Origin of the sequence: Hymenobacter terrenus (assembly GCF_000972495.1) — a bacterium.
GTDB lineage: Bacteria > Bacteroidota > Bacteroidia > Cytophagales > Hymenobacteraceae > Hymenobacter > Hymenobacter terrenus.
Genome location: NZ_LATM01000006.1, coordinates 206,044 through 218,235 on the forward strand (window position 1 = coordinate 206,044; position 12,192 = coordinate 218,235).

At 55.6% G+C, this 12,192-nt stretch carries 9 protein-coding genes and 1 pseudogene; 1 reads left to right on the forward strand and 9 read right to left on the reverse strand.

Going from position 1 to position 12,192, the window contains the following annotated elements; genetic code table 11:
* Window positions 1–109: 109 nt before the first annotated feature.
* Window positions 110–1,489, reverse strand: a complete 1,380-nt coding sequence (locus WX88_RS11205; RefSeq protein ID WP_046244441.1) for an FAD-dependent oxidoreductase — start codon at window positions 1,487–1,489, stop codon at window positions 110–112.
* 628 nt (window positions 1,490–2,117) lie between these two features.
* Here WX88_RS11205 and WX88_RS11210 point away from each other — a divergent pair.
* The gene (locus WX88_RS11210; protein ID WP_197076749.1) at window positions 2,118–4,829 is read left to right on the forward strand and encodes a TonB-dependent receptor; all 2,712 of its coding nucleotides are present in this window, start codon (window positions 2,118–2,120) and stop codon (window positions 4,827–4,829) included.
* A 56-nt stretch (window positions 4,830–4,885) separates the two neighbouring features.
* Here WX88_RS11210 and WX88_RS11215 read toward each other — a convergent pair whose 3' ends face one another.
* From WX88_RS11215 to WX88_RS27535, 8 genes and pseudogenes are all read right to left on the reverse strand, one after another.
* The gene (locus WX88_RS11215; protein WP_046244443.1) at window positions 4,886–5,500 is read right to left on the reverse strand and encodes an alpha-ketoglutarate-dependent dioxygenase AlkB family protein; all 615 of its coding nucleotides are present in this window, start codon (window positions 5,498–5,500) and stop codon (window positions 4,886–4,888) included.
* A gap of 96 nt (window positions 5,501–5,596) precedes the next feature.
* Complete coding sequence (locus WX88_RS11220) at window positions 5,597–6,286, reverse strand: hypothetical protein (protein WP_046244444.1); 690 nt, start codon at window positions 6,284–6,286, stop codon at window positions 5,597–5,599.
* Between the two features lie 96 nt (window positions 6,287–6,382).
* Window positions 6,383–7,651 carry a kynureninase gene (gene kynU, locus WX88_RS11225; RefSeq protein ID WP_046244445.1) on the reverse strand — a complete coding sequence of 423 codons (1,269 nt, stop codon included), beginning with the start codon at window positions 7,649–7,651 and terminating at the stop codon, window positions 6,383–6,385.
* 45 nt (window positions 7,652–7,696) lie between these two features.
* Window positions 7,697–8,755: an amidohydrolase family protein gene (locus tag WX88_RS11230; protein WP_197076750.1), complete on the reverse strand. Its 1,059-nt coding sequence runs from the start codon at window positions 8,753–8,755 to the stop codon at window positions 7,697–7,699.
* 42 nt (window positions 8,756–8,797) lie between these two features.
* The gene (locus WX88_RS11235; protein ID WP_046244446.1) at window positions 8,798–9,328 is read right to left on the reverse strand and encodes a 3-hydroxyanthranilate 3,4-dioxygenase; all 531 of its coding nucleotides are present in this window, start codon (window positions 9,326–9,328) and stop codon (window positions 8,798–8,800) included.
* Between the two features lie 99 nt (window positions 9,329–9,427).
* Window positions 9,428–9,994, reverse strand: a pseudogene (locus tag WX88_RS27520) (FkbM family methyltransferase); the annotation flags it as partial.
* A 382-nt stretch (window positions 9,995–10,376) separates the two neighbouring features.
* Window positions 10,377–10,676 (reverse strand): integrase core domain-containing protein, encoded by a 300-nt coding sequence (locus WX88_RS27530; RefSeq protein WP_052732587.1) that lies wholly within the window; start codon window positions 10,674–10,676, stop codon window positions 10,377–10,379.
* A gap of 19 nt (window positions 10,677–10,695) precedes the next feature.
* Window positions 10,696–10,929, reverse strand: coding sequence for a DDE-type integrase/transposase/recombinase (locus tag WX88_RS27535; protein WP_082115979.1), 234 nt, complete (start codon window positions 10,927–10,929; stop codon window positions 10,696–10,698).
* Window positions 10,930–12,192: the final 1,263 nt, after the last annotated feature.

Genomic DNA, 12,192 nt, shown 5'->3' on the forward strand with positions numbered 1-12,192 from the left:
ATGGTGATTCACGCGATGGATAACCATTTAAGCGGCCCTATTCCATGCTTCAGGGTTGCCGGTATCCTGTTGTATAAGATAAGAAGCGTGCTGCATGCGATTGCGGATGTTACAGCAGCAAATTCATTTCTTGCTGCACCAGGGCCTGGACGGCTGGCTGGTCGAAATCAGCTTCGGTTTGAATGTGTGGCATGAGGCGGGCCATAATGGCATCCTGACGTTGGCCGGCGGCCCAGGCTTCGGCGTAGGGGGTGTGCGAAAACGTGACCTGCGAATAAAGCGGCGTCCAACGGCCGGGGTATTGAACTGCGATTTTTGCCTCAATCTTCTTTTGCAGCAGGAATCGCGGGTCGGCTACCCGGTCGCGCATTTCCGTGAAGTTGTAGAGCGCTAAGTCAGCCATAGCGTCGGCATTGGGCTTGCGCTGGACCTGAAATTCGGCGAAAATGGCGGGCCAGGCGGTGTCGCCGTGCTTATCCAGCAGTTCATTGAGCACGCTGCAATCTTCGAAGCCGGCGTTCATGCCTTGCCCATAGAAGGGAACGATGGCGTGCGAGGCATCGCCAAGCAGCAGCACGTCATCATCGTATTTCCAGGGATAGCAGCGAATGGTAACCAGCGAGCCGGTAGGGTGGGCAAAAAACTCCTCGGTGAGGGCTGGCATCAGCGGCCGCGCATCGGGAAAGACGCGGTCGAAAAAGGCCGTCACGTCGGTCGGCGTTTGCAGCGCGGCGAAGCTCTCAGCTCCTTCGTAAGGAAAAAACAGCGTGCAGTTGAAAGAGCCGTCGAGATTGGGTAGCGCAATCATCAAGTATTGTCCCCGCGGCCAGATATGGAGGGCGTTTTTCTCTAGTTGCCATTCTCCCTCGGGACCGGCAGCAATAGTTAGCTCCTTATAGCCGTACTCCAGATAATCTTGCGAGTAGTTGTAGCGGTCCGTTTTCTGCAAGGCCCCGCGCACAGCCGAAAACGCACCATCGGTGCCAAAGAGACGGGTGTAGGGCTCAGTGTGTTCTTGCTGGGTAGCCGTGTCGAACAGGTTCAAGTGCTGCTGTTTCAAGTCGATGCCCAGGCATTGCTGACCAAAATGAAAATGCACGTTGGGCTGAGCCTCGGCCAGGTCGAGCAGCCGGCGGTTGAGATGACCGCGGTTGACAGAATAAATGGCCTGACCATCCTGGCCGTAGGGCTGTCGGGTGAGGTTGCCGTGCACGTCGTGCATGATGCGGCCCGTCATTGGAATGCCCACCTGACGGATGTCGTCGCCCGCGCCGACGCCCTCCAGAGCACGCCAGCCGCGGTCAGATAAAGCTAGGTTGATGGAGCGACCTTCCTGGAAGCCCGCGCGACGCGGATCGGTCCGACGCTCAAACACTTGGACGGGGTGTCCACGCCGGGCCAGATAAAGCGAGAGCAGAGAGCCAACTAGCCCAGCGCCCATCACGGTAAGGGGCTCGGCGGTGGGGGAGGGTGAAACAGCGGAGGCCATAAATGAGAAAAACAAGGCAAAGAGGAAACGAAACTACTACTGTTCTAGCGCTCCGGAAGCAACAGCGCTTTTTAACTGGCTGCTAACATAGTTCATCGTGTCATTATTGATGTTCAGCGGGCAGTTATTTGTTTTAGTCGGAAAAATTAGGTGCTCAGCGTTAGTAGCGGCACCTTTGAGTAATTATAACTAAAACATCTTCAGCTATGACTCATTTTCGATTTCGTTATAAGCGAGTAGGGTATATACGCCAACGTGGTCGCACGGCTGCTCGCCGGGTCGTAATGATGGCACTGCCTTTCGCAGCGAGTGAGCATGCTCCTAGCATAGCCGCTTGGCGGCGCACCCTGACGCCTTCATTCACGCCGTTGCCGCCGGTGGCCACAGTATTGCAAATCGGTGATTATGTGGTAGGCGAAGATGGGGACCCGCAACTGCTTGGCCATCCGGATATTAGATACTAACCAATTATTGTTCATATAATTAAACTCTAATAATGGTTCATGTTAAGACAATACGTGAATGCTGATTTTTGAGGTGGAGAACGAGTAGCTTTGCGGCCGAATTTTGAAGATTGGCCACTATGAGTAAAATTTATTTGCGCGTTCTCCTTTGCCTATTGTTGCCGTTGAGCAGTTGGGCACAGGATATTCAATCCATCAGCGGTACGGTGCAAACCGAAGCTGGTATCCCTCTGCCAGGAGCCACTGTATTTATTAGAGGAACCTACACGGGCAGCAGCACCAACGAAGAAGGACAGTTTCAGCTAAAAGCGGATTTTGGTAAGGGAGCACTGGTGCTGGCTGTATCATTTATCGGGTACGAAACTCAAGAGTTGCCACTAAATGGCCCCGAAAATGCCCTGTCGATTATTCTGCGGCCCAGTGCCGTACTCGACCAGATAGTAGTGGCAGCCTCTCGTGTGGAGGAGAGCATCGGTCAGGTACCGGTAACGGTGGAGAAGCTCGACCAGCGCCAGGTAGAGCAAATCAGTACGCCCGACATTGTGACCGGGCTGGGCCGATTCAAGGGCATCGACGTAAGCAGCTCCAGTATGCTCACTACCAGCTTCAGCACGCGAGGCTTTAACTCTTCGCGCTCGGAGCGGGTTATCCAGCTCGCCGACTACATGGATACTCAACTGCCCAGCCTGAGCAGTAATTTCGGCAACTTATTGGGGATGCCGGTGCTCGATGTGGCCAGCGTGGAAGTGGTGCACGGCCCGGCCTCGGCCCTTTACGGAGCCAACGCCTTCAATGGGGTACTGCTCACTAACTCCAAAGACCCGTTCCGGGACCCCGGCCTGACCGTGCGCCTGCGTGGTGGTAATCGTAATCTGCTCGATGGCCAATTGCGCTACGCAGTTAAAATCGGGAACCGGATAGCTTTTAAAATTTCGGGCGAGGCCATCCAAGCCAATGATTTTATTGCTGATAACCAAGCGGCAACTTCTGCTTTAATTGAGCCCGGTAACAACCCGGCCGGCTCGAGCCTAGGCTACGATGCCGTGAGCCGTTATGGTGACGTGGGAGTGTACACCTTTAATAGCGAAACATTCACCGACCCATCTACCACCGTCCCATCTACCAGTCAGACGGTGACTACGCCGGCAGAGCTGCGCGACAAAACTATTTTTCTACCCGGCTATTCGGAAAAAGAACTGATAGCCAACGATAACAAAACTCATTCCTATAAGGTAGCACCGAGTTTGTCGGTGTTGCTCTCTAGCAGTGTAAAGGCCACAGTGGATTATCGATACACACAGGCCAACACAACGTACCAGAATGCTAGCCGGTACCGCTTCATTAACAGTGGCGCGCACCAGGGCCGGGTGCAGGTAGAAGGGAATAATTGGTTTCTGCGCGCCTTCACCACGCGCGACTTCTCAGGCGAGCGTGACCCTCGGGCCGATGGGTCATACAACTTAGGCTTCCTGGGAAACTTCCTCCAAACCCAGCTAATTCCTGGCTCCACTACCACCTATGTTCAACGCTACAGGGACACCTACCTGGCTACACTGGCAAGTAAGCTCAACGAAGGAGAAGGCGTTACGGCGGCTACTGCTGCCGCCCTGGCCGCCGCTACCCCCACTCTGTTGCGACCCGGCACTCCGGAATTTACCGCAGCTCGCGACCAGATTGTGCACGACCTGACCCCCGGCAAAGGGGCGCGGGTAGTGCTTCGTTCCGTCATCAATGAAGGCAGCGGCCAGTACACGTTTAATAATAGCTTCGTTAATCTGACTGTTGGGGGGGCATACCGTCAGTTTTTGCTGGGTTCCGATGGTAGCTTGTTCGAAGATACCCGCGAGGGTGAACGAATTAAGAACTACGAATATGGGGGCTATGCCCAGGCTAGTAAAATATTGCTCAATGACCATTTGAAGCTGGCGGCGGCCGGCCGCGTCGACCGGTTTCAGAACTTCGGCACAGCGTTTTCGCCTCGTGCCTCGGTGGTGTATTCGGTGGGTGCCGACAAGCAGCAGAACTTCCGCGCCAGCTTCAGCCGCGCCTTCCGGTCGCCTACGCAGAGCGACCAGTACATTCGCCTCGATGTGGGCCGGGCCGTATTTCTGGGCAACGTGCGCGGGGGCTTCCAGGGCTATACTCCTGCCTTAGGTAGCAAAGTATTGGCCGACAATACCATTCTCTCCCCCAGCCGGGCCGCCGAACTGGCCACCTACGAGTACAGCGCTTCGAGTCTTAAACTGGAGGAGGTGAACAGCTACGAAGCGGGTTACCGTGCCCAATTGGCTAAAAAGCTGTACGTTGACGTTGATTATTTCTATAATACATACAATAACTTTATTGCTACTCAGAACTTTATCGGTAACTTGAACGGTAGCCGTCCTACCGCCGCAGAACTTAGCAACGCCTCTGCCCGCAGCATCCAAATCGCGGCCAATGTGGACCAGCGGGTGCAAAGCCAGGGGGCCGGCCTGACGCTGACCTATGCGTTTGCCCCAGCTCTCACGTTGAGCGGCAACTATAGCTTCAACGATCTTATTACCGAGGACTTTAAGGCAGGCACCCAGTCGTTCTTCAATACGCCCCGCCACAAGTTCAACCTCGGCTTCGACGGCCAAGCCCTAAACCGTGCCCTGAACTATAACCTTAACTACCGTTGGGTCGACAGCTTTCTCTACGAGTCGACTTTTGCCACCGGTACCCTGCCCATTACCCAGATTGTGGATGCGCAGGTGGGCTATACCATCAAGAGTCTGCACACGACCGTACAAGTTGGCGGTACTAACCTATTTGATACAACCAACTTTCAAGTATATGGGGCCCCCAGCTTCGGCCGCATTGTATACGGCGGTTTACTGTTCGATATCAAATAGACTCCGTACTTCCGTAAACAAAACGCCCCGGCCAACTCCTGGCCGGGGCGTTTTGTTTACAAGCCAGTTGGCATTACCCACCGGAAAGTCAGATTGAGCCGCGGCCCAACGGGGCGAGTAGTTTTAGGCAGGGCGTGCTGCCAGTATTGCTGCGTCGGGCCGCGCATGAGCAGCAAGCTGCCGTTGGGTAAGTCGAGGCCGAAAGGTGCTTCAGCAAGCCCTGCCCGGAATTGTGCCCGGTAGGGCCGCAGGCGAAAGCGGCGGGTAGCGCCCAGGCTGAGGGAGGCAATGGCCGGGGCGGGTCCCAACTCCGGCTCATCATCCGAGTGCCAGCCCATGCTGTCACGACCGTCGCGGTAGCGGTTCAGCAACACACTATTGAAGGGAGTGCCGGTAGCCGCTTCTACACGTTGACGTAAGGCGAGTAGCGTGGGCGTCCAGGGACGGGGCTCCCAGGTGAGGCCGGAGTAGGTGTAGCGCGCTGCCGTATCGCCGTACCACGCCGTGAGACGGGGCTGTGGTACCTGCTGCCCAAATAGGCGGATGGACCGTTGCTCCCACGCTACCTCGGCAGTGAGGTGCGCGAGAAGAGCGTCCGCTTCAGCAGCCGGGAGAAACGTAGGTTCGAAAAGCAGGTCAGCCTGTGGCAGGGGGAGTGGAGCAAGAGGCATAATAAATGCTGGTGCGCAACCGTTGGCAATTCAAGCTTCAGCACTACTCGATTTGGCGGAAGTTGCCGGACGTAGGGTGCCGAAGTTAGCGCGAGGCTAGTTGCGCGGCATGATGCGTTCCAACTGTTCGCGCACTTCTTTGGGCTGCTTCTTAATCAGGTAGTCATTGAGCTTTTGAATGCCAAACACCACGCCGAAACACACCAGCAAAGGCAGCAGCCAACTCCGACTACGATAATTGCCCGTACCGACATAACGCGGCCAGAACCACAAAACATAGACCAGAATAGCGGGGAAATTGAACATCGGCCCGTACCAAGAACTCAACCCGTAGCGCGGAAGCGCCCATTGCAAAGCCAAGACACCAACAAGCAAGTACACACCCACAAATAGTATCAGCCCAAGCAGTGCACGCTTGCGGTCGAGCCGCCATAGGTTCAGCGCTAGCAGGGTGCCACCGGCCAGCAGGGTGAAGGGGATGGAGAAAAGCACGATGGTGACCGGTGAATAAAGCGCTGGCCCTGTGGCTTCATCCACGGTAAGGTCAGCGGTAGCAATGGCTCGCCGACGCTCGGCTTCTGCGGCTTCTTCCTGGGCGCGCTGAGCCCTGGCGGCCTCCTCCAGACCAGGGCGTAGGGCCGCTTCTTCGGGCGCGGGCTGCCCGCGGCGGCGCAATTCATCGAGGGCGGCCAGCACCGCCGCCTCCCGGTATTGAACATGGCCGGTCACGTATTCGCGCAGGGCCGCGTCGGACTTGAGCAGCATCTTGGCGGCGTAATCTTCCATAGAGTTGAATGAGGAATGAAGAACGAGAAATGAAGAATTACAGGAAGTAAGAGGAAGAACCTTGTTGCTAATGCTTCATTCCTCGTTCTTGACTTTTCATTTAAAGAACCGAGCCAACGCCTTGCCTACCCGGTGTACGTCCTCAAACGAATTATAGAGCGGCACGGGTGCTAGGCGAATGACGTTGGGCTCGCGCCAGTCGGCGATGATACCTTGGCTGGCCAGAAAATCAAATAGCTCCCGTCCGCGCTGGTGTACCAGCACCGAGAGTTGGCAGCCACGCTGCGCGGGGTCGGCCGGGGTGATGATTTCCAGTTGCGCGCTGGGCAACGCCAACTCCCGAATGAGGGTTTCGAGCTGCTCCGTGAGCCGTTCGCTTTTACGCCGGAGTGCGGCCATGCCCCCGGCCCGGTCCACGATGTCGAGGCTGGCGCGGTGAATAGCCATCGGGAAAATCTGAGCGTTCGAAAGCTGCCAGCCCGCGGCCCCGGCCATGGGTCGGAAGCCCTTTTTCATCTGGAACCTATCAGAAGGGTCGTGGCCCCACCAGCCGGCCAGGCGCACGAGGTCGGGGCGATTAGCAAACTGCTCGTGCACGAATACGCCGGAAGTACCGCCAGGCCCCGAGTTAAGGTATTTATAAGAGCACCAGCAGGCAAAGTCCACGTCCCAATCGTGCAAGTGCATCTCCAGGTTGCCAGCCGCGTGAGCCAGGTCGAAGCCGACGTAGGCGCCCACCGTATGGCCCGCCCGCGTGATGGTGGCCATGTCAAACGCCTGTCCGGTATAATAATTTACGCCCCCGATGAGAATCGTTGCCAACGAGTCGCCAAGCTCCTGAATTTTGGCTGTAATGTCTTCCGTGCGCAGCGTGTGCTCGCCGGGGCGGGGCACCAGTTCCACAATAACTTCTGCCGGGTCAAGATCATGCAGACGCGCCTGGCTTTCGATAGCATATTGGTCGGAGGGAAAGGCGCCGCCTTCCATGAGAATCTTGTAGCGCGAGCCCGTGGGGCGGTAAAACGACACCAGTAGCAGATGCAGGTTTACAGTCAGGCTATTCATCACCACCACTTCAACTGGCAGGGCCCCCACCAGGCGGGCCGAAGCCTCCGTCAGGGTTTCGTGATAGTGCATCCAGGGCGAGGTCCCGTGGAAATGGCCTTCCACGCCCAGCCGCTCCCAGGCTTCGAACTCCTGCTCCACAGCCGCGCGGGCGGCCTTGGGCTGCAGGCCCAGGGAATTGCCGCAGAAATAGACGCAGGGTCGACCATCTGGGCCAGCCGGAATATGGAATTCCTGGCGGAAGGGAGCCAGCGGGTCAGTAGCGTCGAGGTAGGCAGCGGGTGAAGAAACGGCACTCATAAAGGCAAAGGTCGGTGCAAAGCCCACGCAGATGCTAACAAAAGGTTATAGCCCTGCTTTGTCGCCTTCGTACGTGTGCAAGACAGTTCCCAGGCCAAGACCAAACCGCTTAGCGCTCAGCCCCAGCCAATCCAGCGCATTCTGCCCCAGCATCCGGGCTTTGATTTCATCTGAAAAAGGCATGGATTTGATAAGCAGACCCGGCTCCAACTCGCCCAACGGGAAGGGGTAATCTGTGCCGAGCGTGATTTTATCAGCCCCCAGCGTTTTCACCAGATATTCCAGCATCAGCGGGTCGTGCACCAGCGAGTCGACCCAAAACCGGCCCAGGTAAGTGCGCGGGTTGTGGGGGTTGTCTACCGCGCAGAGGTCGGGCCGTACTTGCCAGCCATGCTCGATGCGCCCGATGGTACTGGCAAATGAGCCGCCGCCGTGGGCTACTGCTACGCGCAGATTGGGCAGCCGTTCCAGTACGCCGCCAAATATCAGTGAGCAGAGTGCCAGTGTGCTTTCAGCGGGCATGCCTACTAGCCACGGTAGCCAGTATTTGGGCATTTTCTGCTGCGCCATCATGTCCCAGGGGTGCACAAACACGCAGGCTCCCAATTCCTCTGCGGCAGCAAAAACTTCGAAAAGCTCCGGCTGGTCGAGATTCCAGTCGTTGATATGAGAACCGATTTGTACCCCAGCCATACCGATTTTCATGCACCGCTCTAACTCACGAACCGCTAAGTTAGGCGCCTGCATGGGTAGGGTGCCCAGACCGACGTAACGGGTAGGGTAGCGGCGCACCACATCAGCAATGTGGTCGTTCAGCAATTGGCTTAAATCGAGGCAGTCAAGCGGCTGCGCCCAGTAGCTGAACATGACGGGCACAGTGCTCAACACCTGCACCTGCACGCCAAACTGGTCGTACTCGCGCAGGCGGACGGCGGGGTCCCAGCAATTATCCTGCACCTCCCGAAAGAACTTATCATCCTGCATCATGCGAGCACAACACGGCTTGTGGTGCTCCAGCCGGATAAAGCCGCCATAGCCGTAGCGTTCCGCCAGATCGGGCCAGCGCTCCGGCAGAATATGAGTGTGAATGTCAATGCTCAGCACGGGTGGGACGGAGGAGGGCGGGAGGAATAGGGCAACCGGAACTCAAGCTGCTGATGGCGGGGCGGGTGGCAGCATTACCGTGCCGCATTTTTGGCAAGTACGCAACTCCTCCGAGGCCCAGAACTTGCTCATGATGGGCGGCAGCTGGGCTACAATATCTGTGATTTCAGCAAATTCCTCGTGAAGTTTATTGCCACAGTGCTCGCAATACCACTGAAAGCCGTCCTGTTCGCCAGCCTCGCGATAGCGTTCGAGCACAATTCCCACAGTGCCAGCGGGGCGGCGGGGCGAGTGCGGCACATGGGGTGGCAGCAGAAATATCTCACCAGGCCCAATGGTAATATCTACTGGCTGTCCATCCTCAATGATTTTAACGGTCATGGTGCCTTCAATTTGCCAAAACAGCTCTTCGCCTGCGTCCACGTGGTAGTCTTTACGGGCATTAGGGCCACCCACCACCATCACGATAAAATCTTTGTTATCCTTGAAAACTTGCTGATTGCCCACTGGGGGTTTCAGCAAATGACGGTGTTCGTCAATCCACTGTTGAACATTAAAAGGCCGGGTTATCATGACTTATGTGATTAAAACATAGATGGAAGGAAAAAATCGTAGCACCCCTCGTAGCAGAACGCACAATGATTATTGTTTAGCAAACAGCATTATAATTACTCAGCGTTTAGAGCCTTGCTCAGCCGGGTAAGCAATAAAGTAGTAATTCAGCCGCTGCTCAAATTGCTGCACCAGTTCGTAGCGGGAGAAGGCCGAGCGACCAGCTAGCCAGTGTGCCATGGTTGAAATGTGCATATTGAGACTAGGCTGGGTGAGCAGGTCATAAAGATGCTCGGGGCGCGTACCGTAGAAATCGGAGCCTCCCAAACCATGCTCAAACACAATGATGGGTCGACTTGCTTCGATAATGCCCATGGCACCTTGTAACACCTGTAACTCGGCCCCTTCTACGTCAATTTTAATTAGGTCGATATGAATATCGGCAGGTAGCACCTTATCTAGCCGCTCCTTACGTACCTTTATTAAGGTGTCTTCTTCATTGTCACGGTCATATTTGCGTTTCAAAAAGCCGCTATATGCTGGGTTGCTCACCACGTAGTTGAACGAGGTTTCACCGGAGGCATTGCTCAAGCCCAATTCGTAGAAGTGACAGTTGGGGCGGTTAGTGAATTTCTTTTTAAGGTTCTGAGATAAAGCAGGTATAGGCTCAAACCCATAATGCTGACCTTGCGGAGCATTACGTCAAGCACCTCGCCTTTGTGGCAGCCCACGTCTACGCAATTAGCCTTTGAATGAAGTACCCTGCGCAACACCTGTTCAGTGTCCCGGTCGTATTGTTGATTCCTAGTAAAAGCAATGGGCAGGCTTTTGATTATTTTTTTTAGTAGTTCCTTCATGAAGTCAAATGTAGGCATCGTAGCTAAATGTGCTCTCGTAAGAATAGTCAAAACTGGGTTGATAAACTGTCCAACAGTGCCACTTCATCTAGGCACAAGTTGTTGGTTAGGAGTTTCCAAAAATTTCGCGTATTAATACAGGAAGTATGGCCTCGGTATGATAGCAAACTCGCTGTAAAAGAAACACGAAGGGGAACCCTGAAGTGATCTAGCTAAGCTAGACACAATTGGGACGTGGTTTGAAAGTGGGTTTCGAAGTGGTTGGGCGATTGGTAGCCGAGCGCCGAGTGGTGTCGCTCGGCGTTGTAGTAGGCCATGTGGTGGCTGATTTCGAGCTTGGCTTCGGCCAGGCCGGGGAAGCGGCCGCCGTCGAGTAGTTCGGCTTTGAAACGGCTCCAAAAGGACTCAGCGTGGGCGTTGTCGTAGCAGTTGCCGCGCCGGCTCATGCTCGCCACGGCCCCGTGGCGGGCAAGCAGTTGCTTGAAGCGGGTAGCCGTGTATTGGCTGCCCATGGTGACGCCGCGGCGTCACTTAAGTCGGAGTGCACGACGAGGCCCGCCGGGGCTGGCGCACGGCCAACGCGCGGCGCAGGGCTTCGCTCACGAGGTCCTCCGGCATCGTGTCGCGCACGTCCCAGCCGACGACTTTGCGCGAGCAGCGGTCTAGCCACACGGCCAAATACAACCAGCCGCCGCCTTGGCGCGGCAGGCAGGTAATGTCGCCCACCCACACGCGGTTCGGGGCGGTGGGGGCCGTCGTCGTAATTTACGCCGTTTGTCGGGCGACGCCCCGCTGGTTTTGGTTGCCATAACAGAAGAAAGATACGTCCTGCTTCTGTCCACCTTGCCTAGACCACCTCACCCTGTATAGAAAAGGATTTAACAACCCACTCATGCCGAAGAACACAGAACAGCAGCATAACATAAGTAAAAGAACAGTTTCGGCAACAGCGCGTAGCGACGAACTAGTGGGTACTGATGGGCATTAAGTAGCCATAGCATTGCGTAAAAACTTACAAGGGTAAAACCGAGAAAAGTGCGAATATAGCCGTATGCTCCAAACAGAGTTACCCAAGTCAATTCCATCAAGCCAAATAGCAGTAGCAACCGCTGGTTTGAAAGCCGAACTTGACTCATGAACGTTGCCAACAGCAGCAAGGAATATGGATTAATATAGTTAGAAGCTCAGGCTTACCAGCACACCCCCCAGGTAGCCCTACCTTGATAAACATCACCCCGCATAGGTAGGCCAACGCGAATATCGCCAGGCTAGGCCCACCGTGCAGCCTCCGCGAATCAGAAACGAGAGTGCTTCAAAATGAGCGGGAAATGTGCTACCTCAGTTCTAGAGGGGCAATATGGGCCACTGCAGGTTATTGTCCCAGAAACGTTGGGCCTTGAATACCGTGTTGCCCCGTGTAGGAATGATGCACCAGCATGCTTGATACCTATGCCCAACAGGGCCGCCGCTGTCGCGGCCAGCGCTGTGCCAATATGCTGTTGGCGGGGCGAATGGGCGAGCAGAAACGTCGCGGCCACCGCCAGCAGCATCACAAACGCGGCCGTCCGGCCCACGTAACTCAGTGGCAGGCCCAAACAATACAGCCACAGAAACTGCCGACGCAGCCCTTTAGCAACGCCGTCTCGTTAGCAAAGGAAACAGCGTTGCTAAAGAGTAAAGGGTCATAAACATGAACAGCGGTAAGCTGAGCAACCCTAGCCGTTCGTGTGCGTCAGGGCCATTGAAACTGCTAGGCCAACGCGGCAAAGCTCACCGCGAACAAGGCCATATAGCCCCATGGCCACGGGTGCAACGTTCATCCAACGCCACAGAAAGGGAAAAGCGGAAAAAACGCCGTCTGCAGTTCATCGTATCCGTGTAGTTGGATGTATATACAATAATGCAAACATCAGTTGATTAAGACAATTTGCGTCAGCAAGCCCACTTTCGGAAATATCATACTAATGGCTATTGCTGCCCGGCCCTAGCTTGTATCGTCCCAGCGTGAGGTGGGTCGGGTCTTGGGTA

Excerpts from the sequence above, each read along its gene's own strand:
- WX88_RS11205 (WP_046244441.1), bottom strand. The coding sequence starts at position 1,489 with ATGGCCTCCGCTGTTTCACCCTCCCCCACCGCCGAGCCCCTTACCGTG.
- WX88_RS11215 (WP_046244443.1), bottom strand. The coding sequence starts at position 5,500 with ATGCCTCTTGCTCCACTCCCCCTGCCACAGGCTGACCTGCTTTTCGAA.
- WX88_RS11220 (WP_046244444.1), bottom strand. The coding sequence starts at position 6,286 with ATGGAAGATTACGCCGCCAAGATGCTGCTCAAGTCCGACGCGGCCCTG.
- kynU (WP_046244445.1), bottom strand. The coding sequence starts at position 7,651 with ATGAGTGCCGTTTCTTCACCCGCTGCCTACCTCGACGCTACTGACCCG.
- WX88_RS11235 (WP_046244446.1), bottom strand. The coding sequence starts at position 9,328 with ATGATAACCCGGCCTTTTAATGTTCAACAGTGGATTGACGAACACCGT.
- WX88_RS27530 (WP_052732587.1), bottom strand. The coding sequence starts at position 10,676 with ATGGGCAGCCAATACACGGCTACCCGCTTCAAGCAACTGCTTGCCCGC.